General features: G+C 58.8%; 15 protein-coding genes. 6 read left to right on the plus strand and 9 right to left on the minus strand.

Going from position 1 to position 13,831, the window contains the following annotated elements:
* Positions 1–15: 15 nt before the first annotated feature.
* Positions 16–192, minus strand: a complete 177-nt coding sequence (gene hemP / locus ADG881_RS08060; RefSeq protein ID WP_007149677.1) for a hemin uptake protein HemP — start codon at positions 190–192, stop codon at positions 16–18.
* Between the two features lie 280 nt (positions 193–472).
* On the opposite strand from hemP, the gene ADG881_RS08065 reads away from it, so the two are divergent.
* The 3 genes from ADG881_RS08065 to ADG881_RS08075 all read left to right on the plus strand — a co-directional run bounded on the left by ADG881_RS08065 (position 473) and on the right by ADG881_RS08075 (position 2,277).
* On the plus strand, positions 473–967 hold the full coding sequence (locus ADG881_RS08065) for a DUF6231 family protein (protein ID WP_232211706.1): 495 nt from the start codon (positions 473–475) through the stop codon (positions 965–967).
* A gap of 79 nt (positions 968–1,046) precedes the next feature.
* Complete coding sequence (locus tag ADG881_RS08070) at positions 1,047–1,739, plus strand: hypothetical protein (RefSeq protein ID WP_007149912.1); 693 nt, start codon at positions 1,047–1,049, stop codon at positions 1,737–1,739.
* Between the two features lie 115 nt (positions 1,740–1,854).
* Positions 1,855–2,277 carry an OsmC family protein gene (locus tag ADG881_RS08075; protein WP_232211707.1) on the plus strand — a complete coding sequence of 141 codons (423 nt, stop codon included), beginning with the start codon at positions 1,855–1,857 and terminating at the stop codon, positions 2,275–2,277.
* A gap of 260 nt (positions 2,278–2,537) precedes the next feature.
* Here ADG881_RS08075 and ADG881_RS08080 read toward each other — a convergent pair whose 3' ends face one another.
* The 4 genes from ADG881_RS08080 to ADG881_RS08095 all read right to left on the minus strand — a co-directional run bounded on the left by ADG881_RS08080 (position 2,538) and on the right by ADG881_RS08095 (position 5,568).
* Complete coding sequence (locus ADG881_RS08080) at positions 2,538–3,047, minus strand: dihydrofolate reductase (RefSeq protein ID WP_007150507.1); 510 nt, start codon at positions 3,045–3,047, stop codon at positions 2,538–2,540.
* Between the two features lie 83 nt (positions 3,048–3,130).
* Positions 3,131–3,964 carry a thymidylate synthase gene (locus ADG881_RS08085; RefSeq protein ID WP_007151515.1) on the minus strand — a complete coding sequence of 278 codons (834 nt, stop codon included), beginning with the start codon at positions 3,962–3,964 and terminating at the stop codon, positions 3,131–3,133.
* Complete coding sequence (gene lgt, locus ADG881_RS08090) at positions 3,961–4,758, minus strand: prolipoprotein diacylglyceryl transferase (RefSeq protein WP_007151107.1); 798 nt, start codon at positions 4,756–4,758, stop codon at positions 3,961–3,963. Before lgt ends, ADG881_RS08085 begins: the two co-directional genes overlap by 4 nt.
* Before the next feature lie 6 nt (positions 4,759–4,764).
* The gene (locus tag ADG881_RS08095; protein ID WP_007149576.1) at positions 4,765–5,568 is read right to left on the minus strand and encodes a sulfite exporter TauE/SafE family protein; all 804 of its coding nucleotides are present in this window, start codon (positions 5,566–5,568) and stop codon (positions 4,765–4,767) included.
* Positions 5,569–5,679: 111 nt separating this feature from the next.
* On the opposite strand from ADG881_RS08095, the gene ADG881_RS08100 reads away from it, so the two are divergent.
* Positions 5,680–6,453: an NRDE family protein gene (locus tag ADG881_RS08100; RefSeq protein ID WP_007150270.1), complete on the plus strand. Its 774-nt coding sequence runs from the start codon at positions 5,680–5,682 to the stop codon at positions 6,451–6,453.
* A gap of 50 nt (positions 6,454–6,503) precedes the next feature.
* Here ADG881_RS08100 and ADG881_RS08105 read toward each other — a convergent pair whose 3' ends face one another.
* The 3 genes from ADG881_RS08105 to ADG881_RS08115 form a co-directional block, all read right to left on the minus strand.
* Positions 6,504–7,937: a M20/M25/M40 family metallo-hydrolase gene (locus tag ADG881_RS08105; RefSeq protein WP_039926443.1), complete on the minus strand. Its 1,434-nt coding sequence runs from the start codon at positions 7,935–7,937 to the stop codon at positions 6,504–6,506.
* A 267-nt stretch (positions 7,938–8,204) separates the two neighbouring features.
* A complete protein-coding gene (ptsP, locus tag ADG881_RS08110; protein ID WP_007149409.1) occupies positions 8,205–10,478 on the minus strand; it encodes a phosphoenolpyruvate--protein phosphotransferase in 2,274 nt (757 codons plus the stop codon).
* A complete protein-coding gene (locus ADG881_RS08115; protein WP_007151415.1) occupies positions 10,471–11,016 on the minus strand; it encodes an RNA pyrophosphohydrolase in 546 nt (181 codons plus the stop codon). The genes ptsP and ADG881_RS08115 overlap by 8 nt, the downstream gene beginning before the upstream one ends.
* A 192-nt stretch (positions 11,017–11,208) precedes the next feature.
* Between ADG881_RS08115 and ADG881_RS08120 the strand changes: the two genes are divergently transcribed.
* Together ADG881_RS08120 and ADG881_RS08125 are read left to right on the plus strand one after the other, a co-directional pair.
* A complete protein-coding gene (locus tag ADG881_RS08120) occupies positions 11,209–11,862 on the plus strand; it encodes an HAD family phosphatase (RefSeq protein ID WP_007149961.1) in 654 nt (217 codons plus the stop codon).
* A gap of 12 nt (positions 11,863–11,874) precedes the next feature.
* Positions 11,875–12,816, plus strand: a complete 942-nt coding sequence (locus ADG881_RS08125) for an imelysin family protein (RefSeq protein ID WP_007150783.1) — start codon at positions 11,875–11,877, stop codon at positions 12,814–12,816.
* A 201-nt stretch (positions 12,817–13,017) separates the two neighbouring features.
* On the opposite strand, the gene ADG881_RS08130 is transcribed toward ADG881_RS08125, so the two are convergent.
* Complete coding sequence (locus ADG881_RS08130) at positions 13,018–13,617, minus strand: hypothetical protein (RefSeq protein WP_007150345.1); 600 nt, start codon at positions 13,615–13,617, stop codon at positions 13,018–13,020.
* Positions 13,618–13,831: the final 214 nt, after the last annotated feature.

The following is a 13,831-nucleotide window of genomic DNA, read 5'->3' on the forward strand; positions in this document are numbered from 1 at the left end:
GTGTTGCATGCCGCGTCACTTGGTAAGTATCAACTTGTTGTTGGACGTACGGCGCAGCTGGTAACGCTCCCCGGCATGCTCGATCCACAACTTGCCCTGATGGTTAAGCAGCAAACCACTTGCCACACTGCTCTCCGCATTGATGGCAACCTGGCGCGTGGTAGTGGCAACGTTTTTCTTTACCTGAGACATGCTGACCTCCTTTTCGTATATGAGAATCATTATCATTATTGATTAGACAGTCGTCAACGCCTGTTTCCCATTTTCTGATGAAGATCTCATTTCAGTGGCCCAACCCGATGGCGCACCGGTCAAACTCTCCCGGCACCCTGCCCAAAACACACCCCTGCAGACCACCCGGGAAGCCATAACGGCAATGCATCAAAAACTGCAAAACGCTACCCAACCCCCTATCGAAAGCCACCCACATTGGCGTTAGACTGAAATCATGAATATTGCGACGGCACACTCCATGACCGAATCTCCACAGGAACGTCTGGCCGCTATTCTTGATAGCCACCAGCCCACCTCCATTCTCACTGTCAGCCTCAACCCCATCCCTGTCGTTGCCCAGTGGTGCAAAGACCACAACTGCACTCTGGTAGAAATTCAGGAACAGAACCCGTTCCCCGCCCTGGATGACATTAACCGGGTGGATATCGCCATCGTGGCGGATCAGCTGGAATACATGCCCCAGCATGACGGCGAGGCACTGATGGGGTTGCTCCGCAACCTGCATACCGACTCCATGGTGGCCGTGTATCAACCCACCCTGGCCCCGCAAAAATTGCGTTGGCCGGCCAACGGTTTTCTGGCACTGGGCTGTCGTGAGCAGGGGCATTTTGCTGAAGACGGTCGCGAGCTGAACATCTATAGCTACGACCTGGATAACTACAATTTCGAACGCAAGTGGAATAACCCGCGCTTCTGGGCCAACCCGGAAAACTGGGGAAAATACTGGTGGTAGCCCCGGGATGGCGCTGCGTTCTGGAAATGGAAGCAGCGCTGTCGTATGGTTGCGCCGTCGACTGAATTGATGGCTCACCATGATCGGACACCGTTTTCGCGAAATTCTCCTCTTCTGGTGGCGGCACCTTGGCCCGCTGTTTCTGGTCACTGCCCCCTTTGCCCTGATCACCGAAGCTACCCAGTGGATTTTCGGCCCATCCTTCGTGCTGCCGGAAACCGAAGGGGCCGCCCTGCAATTCAGCGGCATCAGCTTGGCCATTATTCTGCTGGTTCGCCCGCTGGCCGAAGGCGCGCTCTATGTACAGCTGTCCGCCATCAGCAACGGCAAACCACGCGGCCTGCTCGCTTGCACCGCCCCGGCGTTACTGGTTTATCCGCCCTTGCTGCTCAGCTATGCACTGATGGCCATTGGTGTGTCACTGGGCTGGATGGCCCTGTTCTTCCCGGCGGCGTGGGTCTATACCCGCCTGTGTTACGCCCCCCTGCTGGTGGCACTCAAGCAACAAAACCCCATAGCAGCCCTGCGCCAGTCCTTCCAGATGACACAGTCCCAACAATGGCCGCTGCTGCTGGTGCTGGTACTGGTATTCCTGGCGTATCTGATGATGAGTAGCCTGGTGGCCAGTGCCATCCTCGGGGTGGTCAGCCATACCACCGCCGCCTCCTTGCTGGCCGCCCTGCCAGTATCGCTAATGAGCGCACTGGTGAATATTGCGGTATTCCGCTACTGGTCATTAAGCCAACCCAGCGGCCCCTCCGGCACCGCCTGACAGCGAGATAGCAACACTGGACCCAAGACGTCATGGCAAGTGGCTCTTTTGATGGCATACTGCCCCAAAGGGGTTCACAACAGCCTGCTAATGACGGACCAACCGGGGAAATTTCGTGTCACAACACACCATGCATTTAAGCTGGACCGCCCACGGCGACCGGGAACATTACCTCTGGCATCTTGCAGACGGCAATGAAGTGCGCGTGGTCGATGGCCACCACGGCCACCAGGAATTCATGGAACCGGAAGAAGCCTTCCTCGCCGCCCTGGCCAGCTGCCACTTGCTCTCGTTCCTCACCGAAGCGGCCCGCGAAGGGCTGTCGGTGGCCAGTTACGATGACGACCCCCAAGGCGTACTCGGGCAAAACGACCAAGCCAAGATTTATATGCAGACCATGGTGCTGCAACCGCTAGTCACCTTTAACGGCGAACAACCGGACGCTGCCAAGATTCAGGCTCTGCACCAGCGCGCCCACGAAAAGTGCTTTATCGCCCAATCGGTGCGGAGTGAGGTTCTGATCGAACCGCGGCAGTAAAAGCCAAGCTGCAACGCGGGTTAGACTGGTACTGCACGATAGTCGCCGTGCCCGCGAAACATCAGTTGAAAGTTCAAAGTGAAAAGTTGAAAAGGAAATAGAGTCCGGTCTGTATGACTGCGAGCGAAAGAGGGCGTTTTCCTGAAAAGGGTAAGCCCAAAAACAAAAAGGCCACGTCCTGATTCTGGACGCGGCCTCTTTCGGTTAGGAGTGCACCCTAACCTTCAGCGCGTTTGAACTTTACACTTTCAACTTTGAACTCATTTCCGTTCGTACACCACGAAGGAATAATCGTAGGGATTCGGGCCTTCAGCGGCGAAATCTTCACGGCCGATTTCTTTCCACTCGGAGGTCGCGTATTCGGGGAAAAATGTATCCCCGTCGACCTCGGCATGGACTTCGGTGAGATAAAGTCGCTGGGTTTGCGGTAACGCCAGCGCATAGATTTCCGCACCGCCCATGATCACCGCCTCTTCCTGCCCTTCGATAAACGCCACATTTCCCGCCATGGTGATAGCGTCCTCCACGGTGGTCACCACCTTGGCACCCTCGGCCAGATAATCCGGCTGGCGGGTAATCACGATGTTGGTGCGCCCGGGCAGCGGCCCTTTCAGTGACTCCCAGGTCTTGCGGCCCATGATCACCGGCTTGCCGAACGTCACCTGCTTGAAGTATTTGAGGTCATTGGGCAGATACCAGGGCAGCTTGTTATTCCGGCCGATGACATTGTTGCTGGCCTTGGCGACCATCATGGAAAGACGAATGGACATGAATATACCTACGCTTGATGCCGGACGCCTGACGCCGGACAAAGACTCTCTCGCATCATGCGTCCGGCTTCGGGCATCAGGCGTTAGATTGCCACCGGCGCCTTGATGTGCGCGGCGGGTTCGTAATTGCTGACGGTGAAATCGTCAAAAGTGAAAGCGAACAGATCCTTCACCGCCGGATTCAGCGTCATCGTCGGCAGCGGACCAGGCGTGCGGGCCAGTTGGGTGTCAGCCTGCTCCAGATGGTTGGAGTACAGGTGCGCATCACCCAGGGTATGCACGAAATCGCCCGGCTGCAGGTCACACACCTGGGCCATCATCAACGTCAGCAACGCATAGGAAGCAATATTGAACGGCACGCCGAGGAAGATATCACCGCTGCGCTGATACAACTGACAGCTCAGCTTGCCGTCGGCTACATAGAACTGAAACAGGCAGTGGCACGGCGGCAGCGCTTGCTTGCCCGCCGCCGCATTGGCATCCGGCGAGATAGACGGATCCGGCAATACCGCCGGGTTCCAGGCGCTGACCACCAGGCGTCGAGAGTCCGGGTTGCGCTTGATTTCTTCCAGCACCTCGCTGATCTGGTCAATCACTCCGCCGTCCGGGGTTTTCCAGCTACGCCACTGCTCACCATAAACCGGGCCCAGCTCGCCCTCAGGGGTCGCCCAGCCATCCCAGATGGATACCCCGTTTTCTTTCAGGTAACGGATATTGGTGTCACCGGACAGGAACCACAGCAGCTCGTGAATAATCGAGCGCAGGTGCAGTTTCTTGGTGGTGAGCATGGGGAAACCCTGGCTCAGGTCGTAACGCATCTGATAGCCAAACACCGCATAGGTGCCGGTACCGGTACGGTCTTCCTTGTAGGTGCCGTTCTCGCGGACGTGACGAAGCAGATCAAGATATTGCTTCATGACTTCACTCCTCGCTCATCGTTTCGATACGCCCAAACCAGCATGGCAATACCGAGAATAATCATCGGAATGCTCAGCAACATGCCCATGGTTAACCAGCCGCCAGCCAGATAACCGATGTGGGCGTCCGGCTCCCGGAAGAATTCCACAAAGGTGCGCGCGCAGCCATAACCGATACCGAACAGGGCCGTCACCGCCCCCGCCGGGCGAGGTTTGGCCGAATAGACCCACAACACCAGAAACAACAGCACGCCCTCCAGCAGCATCTCGTACAGCTGGGAAGGATGTCGCGCGATCTGCAGCGGGTCGGTGGGGAACACCGTGGCCCAGGGGGCATCACTGGCGCGGCCCCACAGCTCGGCATTCATGAAATTACCGAAGCGGCCGGTGGCCAGCCCGATGGGTACCATGGGCACCATGAAATCCGCCACCTGAAAATACCGTTTGCCGGTTTTCCGGGCGAACAGCCAGAAGGCCACCAGCACCCCAATGGCGCCACCGTGGAAACTCATGCCCCCTGTCCACACCGCAAACAGCCACAGCGGGTCGGCCAGGAACTTGTCGATATTATAGAAGAACACGTAGCCCAGCCGGCCACCGACGATCACGCCCATGGCGCCGTAAAATACCAGATCGCCCACCTGATCCTTGGTCCAGCCGGAATGCGGTTGTTTGGCCCGGTACATGCCCAGCAACCAGGCGGCGGCAAAACCGAACATGTACATCAGGCCGTACCAGTGCACTTTCAGGGGGCCGATGGCGAACGCCACCGGGTCGATCTGCGGGAATTCCATAGGTTGTTATCCAAAAGCCAGTTTGAGGCCAAGCACAAAAAGCACCAGAGCGAAGACCTTTTTCAAGGTGGCGGACGGCAGCCGGTGGCTGAGCCGCGCACTCAGGCGCGCAAACGGGAAGCTGGTGAGCACTATACCGGCTGTGGCGGGCAAAAACACATAGCCCAGGGCGCCATCCGGCAAGTGCTGCTCATTCCAACCGGCCACCGCAAACCCCAGCGTGCCGGCAATGGCAATGGGTAACCCACAGGCGGAGGAAATGGCCACGGCTTCCTGCATTTTCAACCGGCACCAGCTCAGAAACGGCACCGTCAACGAGCCACCGCCGATACCGAAAATCGCAGAGCCAGTACCAATCAGCAACCCGGCCAGGCCCAGTCCCGGCGCACCGGGCACCCGCTGTGGCAGGCTTTCATCCAGCGCCTTGCGACCGGCCAGCAACATCTGCAGGGCAATCAGCATGGCAAACAGACCGAACAGACGGGCCAACAGTTCCCCATCCATGGCATCGGCGATAAACGCCCCCGCAAAGGCACCGAGTACAATTCCCACGCCCAGACGTAATGCCACCGGCCAGCGCACGAAACCGGCCTTGTGATGAGTGCGCACGGCGCTGATAGAGGTAATGATGATGGTACTCAAGGACGTGGCCACCGCCATTTTGGCGACCAGTTCGTCAGGAAAGCCCAGCCCGTGAAACAGGAAAATCAGGGCCGGCACGATGACCACACCACCGCCCAACCCCAGCGCCCCCGCCAGCAGCCCGGCGCCCACACCCACGCCCAGACAGATCAGAAACAGTTCCAGCACAACCTCTCCAACACAACTCGTGGCAAGGCAGGTATGCTAGCACGGAGTAACGCGACACGCTGGACGCAACACGTCCCACGCTAACCGCAATGAACAGCCTGGAAAAAGTGAATGTGTATTGTCTTGCTCGACTGGCAGCCTGAATCAAACACGCCATTAAAAGTAGCCGCCAATCGGGATGAATTTCATGCGCGGCCGGCGGAAGCGGCGCGCTGGCGCGGGGATATCTTCTGCGGGCTGGACCTGACGGCCGGCGGCACCTGGCTGGGCATCCACCGTAATGGTCGCTTCGCCGTGGTCACCAATTACCGCGAGCCGATCACCGGCCGCCAGCGCGGCGAACGCTCCCGGGGCCTGCTGCCCTTCGCTTTTCTGGAAGGGCAACAAAGCCCGGAACAGTTCAGCCACACCCTCGCAGAAGAGCAGCATCACTACGGCGCCTTCAACCTGCTGGTGGGCACGGTAAGCACAGACACCACCCGCGACAGCCTGTGGTATCTGGGCAACCGTGGCGCGGCGCCGCAAGCGGTCCAGCCCGGCATTCACGGCCTCAGCAATGGCCTGCTGGACGATCCCTGGCCCAAGGTGGAGCGGGCCAAACAGAACCTGGCCGACGCCATCGCGGCAGGCGGAAACCTGCAGCAGCTACTGCAGGTGGTTAACGACCATTATCAACCCCGCGACAGCGAACTGCCTGACACCGGCGTCGGGGTGGAACTTGAACGGCTGGTGGCCCCGGTCTTTATCCAGTCGGAAACCTACGGTACCCGCGCCAGCAGCGCGGTGATTCTGGACCGTGAACAGGGCCCGCAAATGCTGGAGCAAGTGTGGCAGCCGGACGGTCACCCCGCCGGCCACCCGAATCGCAGTTTCAGCAACGCTTAGCCGCTGTCAGAGAAAACCTTGTTGTCGGCCGGCCGAAAGCCGGCCAACTCTTACTCCTCGCCCAACATCACCCCGGCATAAAAGCGCACCATCCGCGGATACTGCTCTCTGGACAGGCGTTCGTTGTGGCCATGGAAGCGTGGCAAGTCGTCCTGACTCAGGGCAACAGGCATAAAGCGGAAAATCTGATCGGACACGGGCTGATAATGGCGCGCATCCGTGCCGGCGATCAGCAGGAAAGGCGCCACCACCGGTTGCTCCGGCAAAGACCGGGCAAGGCCCGCCAGACGCTCAAAGGCAGGGGAAGGAATCTCGCTGGTCGGTGACGGGTCAGACAGAAAGGTGTCCAGGGGCGTCACGGTGATCGAATCCGGCAACTGCTCTTCCAGATAGGCCAGCAAGGATTCACGGCTTTCCCCCGGCGCCAGGCGGAAGTTGATGGTCGCTTCGGCAGTGGCGGGAAGCACATTATCCTTGACCCCGGCACGCAACAGCGTCGGCGACATGGTGGTGCGAACCAGGGCATTGGTTTCCGGTTTTCCGGCTAACTGTTTAACGATTAATGGCTCAAACAACCACAAATTGGCAAACACCATTCGCTTGGCAAACGGCTGATACGGCGCTACCTGCTGCAGCATTTTGCGGGTAGGTTCGCTCAACCCGGCGGGGCGAGGATTTTCCTGCAAGGCCGCAATAGCGTTGGCCAGATCCCCCACCGCCGTTTTCGCAGGCGGGCGGGAGGAATGCCCCGGTTCCGCGCGGGCTTCCAGGGTCACGGTCATGTAGCCTTTCTCGGCAATGCCGATCAACGCCACCGGCTGCTCAATGCCCAGGGTGCTGCCGGGCAGCATCATGCCGCCTTCGTCCAGCACCATGCCAAATCGCAGGCCCTGCTCTGCCATCCAGTCCGCCATGCGGCTGGCGCCTTCACTGCCACCGGTTTCTTCATCGTGACCGAACGCCAGCCACACATCACAGGCCGGTGCACGCCCATCCGCCAACAAGGCTTCGGTGGCTTCCAGGATCGCCATCAGGCTGCCCTTGTCATCCATGGCGCCACGGCCCCAGACAAACTGTGAATCCACCACGCCGGCGAAAGGCGGGTGTTCCCAGGCATCCGGGGACGACACCGGCACCACATCCTGATGGGCCAACAGCAAGACAGGCGCACAGTCTGTCCCGGAATCCCAGTGATAAAGCAGGCTGTGACCGAAGGTTTTCAGTGAGAGAGCTTCATGGCTCAACGGGAAAGACTGGCGCAGAAAATCATGGAAGCCATCAAAGGCTTGTGGCTGATCCGGCAAGGTAGCAAATCGCAGGGCACGGGAGAGACGTGCGGTCATCTCGGATTCGTTCAATGCAGATTCAAAAACCGGCAGAGGGATAACCGTTTCGTTGGGCTCTTTTACCTTCAAGGTGTTGAACAACAGCACCGCCAGCAACACAAGCAACGACACCACGATCAACAAGAACGCGCGCTTCATGACTCTCTCCCGATAAGTTTTTTTATTTGCTTCATCACGAATTAGAGTGAATAACACGCTTCACGCCGTCTTATGCTTTTATCGCGAATACCCAGCACTTTGCAGAGAACATGGCGGCCAAGGTTTTCAGGTTTTGGTCACCGTCCGGCGTCGGGCATCCGGCGTCCAGCCGTTGCCAGGGCGGGATAATGAGACAAGTCCTGAAGCCGACGTATCACTCAAGTCCGCGATGAACCTTTTATTTTTAACGCCCTCACTCTCGGTGTGTCAGGACAATACCTTGCGATTTCGCAACAGGTCACCCAGCCCGGCCTTGGTGAGCTGCAAGTCCACGTAAGAGGCGATCACTTCACCGTTATCCATGGCCAGCACTTCATTGAGAAGACGGCGGACAAAGCTGATATTCACCTGACGAATAGCGGCTTTTACCTTTAACAGGTTGGACGCATTCATGGAGAGCACGTCCACGCCCATGGCCATCAATAGCAGAGCCGCACTGGGCTCCCCTGCCATCTCGCCACAGACCGACACCGGGGTATCTTCCTCGCGAGCCTGTTCCACCACGTGCAGCAGCGCATGTAGCACCGCCGGGTGATAGGAGTTATAAAGCGCCGCCACCTGGCGATTGTTACGGTCCACCGCGAGCAGATACTGGGTGAGATCATTGGTGCCGACGGAAAGAAAATCCACCCGCTGAGCCAGTGCCCGGGCCTGATATACCGACGCCGGCACTTCGATCATCACGCCCACCGGCGGCATGGACACATCCAGCCCTTCATCACGCACTTCCAGCCAGGCACGGTGAATCAGGTGCTGCGCTTCTTCCGCCTCGATCACGCTGGTGATCATGGGCAGCATGATGCGCAGATTATTCAGCCCCTCACTGGCCTTAATCATGGCGCGCACCTGCACCATGAAAATTTCCGGGTGGTCCAGGGTGACACGAATACCGCGCCAGCCCAGGAAGGGGTTTTCATCTTCAATAGGGAAATAGCTCAGGGATTTATCGCCGCCGATATCCAGGGTGCGCATGGTCACCGAATGCGGAGCAAATGCCGCCAGCTGCTCGCGGTAAATCACCCGCTGCTCTTCTTCCGACGGGAAACGGTCGCGGACCATAAACGGAATTTCCGTCCGGTACAGGCCCACCCCTTCGGCACCCCGCTCCAGTGACCGGTTGATATCAGTCATCAGCCCGGTGTTCACCTGTAATTTGATCCGCGAGCCATCGAGTGTTTCCGCAGGCTCATCGCGCAGCTTTTCCAGGCCGGCCTGAAGGCTCTCTTCCTCGGCAATAATTTCCTGGAACTGCAGTTTCAGTTCCGGCGAGGCATTGGCCACCACCCGGCCCCGGAAACCATCGACAATGATTTCCTTGTCGTCCATTTGCTTGAGGGGCAAATTCTGTGCGCCCACGACGGTGGGAATACCCATGGCACGGGCCACAATGGCCATGTGCGAATTCCGTGAGCCACGGGTAGTAACAATGCCACGAACCCGCTCACGGGGCACTTCCATCAGCATGGGCGCGGAAATATCTTCGCCGAGTAAAATGCATTCGTCGGGAAAGATGACATGACGCCGGGTCTGGCTCTGCAGCTGGGCCAGCACCCGACGCCCCAGATCACGCACATCCGCCGCCCGCTCACGCAGGTAGGGGTCATCCATCATTTCGAAATTACGCACATGGGCATCGACCACCGTGCGCAAGGCGCCCTGGGCCCATTGCCCTTCGCGGATCTGGGCGATCACTTCCGCCGGCAGGGCGTGGCGATCCAGCATGCGCAGATAGACATCAAACAACGCTTGCTCTTCAGCCCCCAGCGAGCGAGAGGCCCGCTCGGCCAAATCACGGATTTCCTGACGCACGCGCACCAGCGCATCGTCCAGCCGGGAAATTTCGTCACTCACATCAGCAACGGCCCGATCCGGCACGGAGGCCAGGTCCGCTTCCGGAAACAGCAACACGCCATGGCCAATGGCCGCCCCGGGGCAACCGGGCAGGCCGTCATAGAAACTGGGCAGATCGCCGCTGCCACCCAACTGGTCGAACAGCACACCCGAGGCATGGGCATGGGCAATGACCGCCGACAGCTGGGCGGAGATCGTCACCAGAAAGGCTTCTTCGCTCTGATCGAAACGGCGTACATCGCGCTGCTGGACCACCATGACGCCCAGCACCTTGCCGTGGTGCATCACCGGCACACCCAGGAAAGCATGGAAGGCATCTTCCCCGGTTTCTGCCAGATAATGGAATTTGGGGTGGGTAAAGGCGTCTTCCAGATTGATGGGTTCTTCGCGCAGGCCCACCTGCCCCACCAACCCCTCCGACAGGCCCAGACTCACCTTGCCCACGGCTTCCTGCTTCAACCCTTCCGAGGCCATCAGCATATAGCGCTGCTCTTCCTCGTCGCGCAGATAGATGGAGCACACTTCCGTGCCCATGGCATCGCGTACCCGCTTGGCCATCAAATCCAGCGCGCTGGGGATGTCCGCCGCGTTGTTCACTTCCTGAACAATACGCCGCAGGGTCTCAAGCATCGGACGAGTCTCCAGAGGTAGACGGGGTTGGGGAACGCGCGCCTGGCGCCCCTTTCTTCAGGGCCGGGGCCAGTTCACGCAAGGCGCGGGCATAGACCCCGCGCTTGAAATGCACCACCTTGCGAATCGGATACCAGTAATTAACCCAGCGCCAGTCCTTGAACTCCGGACTATCGCTGGCGAACAGGTCAATAGCCTGCTCCTCCGCCGTCAGCTGCAACAAAAACCATTTCTGCCGCTGGCCAATGCAATGCGGGCGATTACGGGGGCGGCGCAAAAACCGGCGGGGCAGACGATAGGTCAGCCAGCCTTCGGTACTGGCAATAATGTCCACATGCTCCGGCAGCAGGCCCACCTCTTCTTCCAGCTCGCGAAACAGCGTTTCTTCCGGAGTCTCCCCCGGCATCATGCCGCCCTGCGGAAATTGCCAGGCATCACGGTTGCCCACCCGGCGGCCCCAAAATACCCGGCCATCCTGGCCGGCAATAATGATCCCGACATTTAGCCGGAACCCTTTGTCATCAATAATGCCTGTCATGTTGTCTCTTCGAATCCACGCGCAATCGTGAATTCTGGCTCCTTGTCAGCCCATTAAACCTTGCCGGGCAACCTGCGATCAATGCACAACCGTGCAACAAACGCACCAAAACAAACCTGGAACGTGATGAATCCACCGGTATGACTTGTCATCCGCTTCGCATAAAATGGCTCCTTCACGTAAGGAGAGGCCATGACGCTCGCGATTTTCGACCTGGACAACACCCTGATCGGCTGCGATTCCGACCACCTGTGGGGAGACTGGCTGGTAGAGAAAGGCATTGTTGACCAGCAGCTCTACAAGGAAACCAACGACCAGTTTTACGTGGATTACCAGAATGGCCGCCTCGACATCATGGCCTACCTGCGCTTTTCCCTGAAGGTACTGGCTGATAACGACATGGCCCAGCTGCATTTCTGGCGCGAACAGTTCCTGGCAGAAAAGCTCGACAGCATGTGGCTGCCCAAGGCCGAAGCCCTGCTGCAAAAGCACCGTGACCAGGGCCACACCCTGATGATCATTACCGCCACCAATGACTTTGTGACCGCCCCCCTGGCGGATCGCCTTGGCGTGGATCACCTGATTGCCACCGTCGCAGAATGCCGCCGCGAGCGCTATACCGGCGACGTGGCAGGCACGCCCAGCTACCGCGAGGGTAAAGTGGAGCGGCTGGCCGAATGGCTGAACGCCAACGATGAAACCCTGGAGAACAGCTGGTTCTACAGCGACTCCCACAACGATCTGCCATTGCTGCGCAAAGTAGACAACCCGGTCGCCGTGGACCCGGACAGCGCCCTTGAGCGCGAAGCCCGGGAACAGGGCTGGCCCGTGATCAGCCTGCGCTAACCGGAATTGTTTATGCGTTTTTTCCTTATGGCATTACTGGCAGGCCTGTTACTGGCCTGCGACAACGGCAGCAAAGACGACACCCAGGCCGCCCCCGGGCCTGCCAGTGCCCACACCCTGACAGACATTCCCGCCGCAGAGTGGCAGCAGCAGGCCGACGAGCGTTTCACGGCCGCCGCAACGGCATGGCAACAGGCGCTGACCCGGTTCGAGCAAAGCCCCAATGCCGACAACCTGGCCGCACTACGCGATGCCCTGGCGCAGTGGTACCAGCGTTTTGCCAACCAGTACCTGCTGCTGGCCAGCCGTGCCTGCCAGCAGGACGGCAGCGCCAACCGGCAGGCGATTCTGTCACGGCTGGACAGCTGGCCGCTGTACCCCGGCTATCTGGATGCCCTGCCCGAGTGGCCGGAATCCGGGCTGATCAGTGATCCGTACCTGGAGCTGACCCGCCAGAACCTGCGCCGCCAACACGGCGCCACCGACCCGGCGGAAGCCAGTCTCGGTTTTGCCGCCCTGGCCGTGGCACTCAACGGCACCACCGACACCCCCAAAGCACTGGCAGCGTTCACGGGAGAGGAGGACACCCCCGCCCGCCGTCGCCAATACCTGAAACTGGCGGGCGAACAACTGCTGGCGGACCATCAACAGCTGTCACTGAGCCGTCCCCTGAACGAGCTGGCACTGCAATGCGGCCTGATGGAGACCCTGGCGCACTGGCAGCAACTGACCGACCCGGCCAGTGAGCAGGAAGACGGGCTGCTGATCCCCGCACTGAGCACCACCGTTAATAAAACCGAGCTGCTCAACGCCGTACAGACCATGGACCTTGCGGTCCTCGCCCGCTGGGACCAGATCAACCCCGGCATTGCCGGCTCGATCAAGCAAAGCGAAGAGAAAGGCTGGGCCCCGATTAAAGCCTGGCTCACCACAGTGAGCATCACTCGCCGGTAAGCTGGCGCCGGCAAGGGCAGCTCGAATTTACCCAAGGGCACAGAGAGCCTGAAAGGCGTAATCCGACATTATTCGGCTTAAGGTCTTGCACCCCTGGGTAACGTCGACCCAAGAGGTCGGACAAGTAGAGCCATACGCCAAACACAAAAAAGCCCCGCCGGGCTCTCACCCGGCGGGGCTTTTTACTTCCAGACAAACGCCTTAGAAGTTGTAGCGACCGAAGACGCCGTAGGTATCACGATCACCACCAACGATGACGCGCGCACCCAGATCCACCGCCTGGCTCACCTTGAACAGACCCTGGCCATAAACACCCAAGTCATCATCGTAGAGGTCCTGGTAGGCCAGACCACCGGACAGTTCCAGTTTTTCGGTAGTGGCATGACGCACACCACCACGCACCTCGAAACCGATCTCATCGTCGTTGTTGCCCGGATCATAATCACGATCATCGTAAATAATGTCGGCGCTGGTGACGAAATCCAGACCGCGCTGCAGCGGGGTGTGGAAACCGATACCACCAGAAATTTGGCTACCGTCGAGATCGCCATTGCGGCCATAGTCCCCATCAAAGAAACCCAAGCTGCCGCGCAGGAACAGGTGCTCGTCCAAAGCAAATGACCCTTCCGCACTCAGCGAATCGACATCCACATCATTATCCAGGTCCCAGCGATCGTAGGCCAGCTGACCATAGCTGTAAGAAAAACCGTTATCACGCACGGCAGTGGTTTGTTGTGCTGCCAAGGCCGGGGCGGAAACCGCCAGAGCAATACCTGACACAAGCAATGTTTTCTTAAACATAAATCGTCCTCACTGATATCGAAAAATTCGGCATCCAAGATGGCCACACTATGTGGTCTTATTGAGCGCTCTGCATTGTGATGGTTCCGTTTTTATGACGTTTTTATAAAAATTTTCAATGTAGCCAGCAATTTATAGCATGGGTGTTGACCTTGGGGTTACCCGCAGGTTTAACAATGTATGCTGAAATATCCCTTTGGCATCAGATTGCTTC

The organism is Alcanivorax sp. DG881 (genome assembly GCF_000155615.1).
Lineage (GTDB): Bacteria > Pseudomonadota > Gammaproteobacteria > Pseudomonadales > Alcanivoracaceae > Alcanivorax.

What these genes read in the sequence shown, in the direction of transcription:
- hemP (WP_007149677.1), bottom strand. Translation starts at nt 192, where the DNA reads ATGTCTCAGGTAAAGAAAAACGTTGCCACTACCACGCGCCAGGTTGCC.
- ADG881_RS08065 (WP_232211706.1), top strand. Translation starts at nt 473, where the DNA reads ATGACCGAATCTCCACAGGAACGTCTGGCCGCTATTCTTGATAGCCAC.
- ADG881_RS08070 (WP_007149912.1), top strand. Translation starts at nt 1,047, where the DNA reads ATGATCGGACACCGTTTTCGCGAAATTCTCCTCTTCTGGTGGCGGCAC.
- ADG881_RS08080 (WP_007150507.1), bottom strand. Translation starts at nt 3,047, where the DNA reads ATGTCCATTCGTCTTTCCATGATGGTCGCCAAGGCCAGCAACAATGTC.
- ADG881_RS08085 (WP_007151515.1), bottom strand. Translation starts at nt 3,964, where the DNA reads ATGAAGCAATATCTTGATCTGCTTCGTCACGTCCGCGAGAACGGCACC.
- lgt (WP_007151107.1), bottom strand. Translation starts at nt 4,758, where the DNA reads ATGGAATTCCCGCAGATCGACCCGGTGGCGTTCGCCATCGGCCCCCTG.
- ADG881_RS08100 (WP_007150270.1), top strand. Translation starts at nt 5,680, where the DNA reads ATGTGTATTGTCTTGCTCGACTGGCAGCCTGAATCAAACACGCCATTA.
- ADG881_RS08105 (WP_039926443.1), bottom strand. Translation starts at nt 7,937, where the DNA reads ATGAAGCGCGCGTTCTTGTTGATCGTGGTGTCGTTGCTTGTGTTGCTG.
- ptsP (WP_007149409.1), bottom strand. Translation starts at nt 10,478, where the DNA reads ATGCTTGAGACCCTGCGGCGTATTGTTCAGGAAGTGAACAACGCGGCG.
- ADG881_RS08115 (WP_007151415.1), bottom strand. Translation starts at nt 11,016, where the DNA reads ATGACAGGCATTATTGATGACAAAGGGTTCCGGCTAAATGTCGGGATC.
- ADG881_RS08120 (WP_007149961.1), top strand. Translation starts at nt 11,209, where the DNA reads ATGACGCTCGCGATTTTCGACCTGGACAACACCCTGATCGGCTGCGAT.
- ADG881_RS08125 (WP_007150783.1), top strand. Translation starts at nt 11,875, where the DNA reads ATGCGTTTTTTCCTTATGGCATTACTGGCAGGCCTGTTACTGGCCTGC.
- ADG881_RS08130 (WP_007150345.1), bottom strand. Translation starts at nt 13,617, where the DNA reads ATGTTTAAGAAAACATTGCTTGTGTCAGGTATTGCTCTGGCGGTTTCC.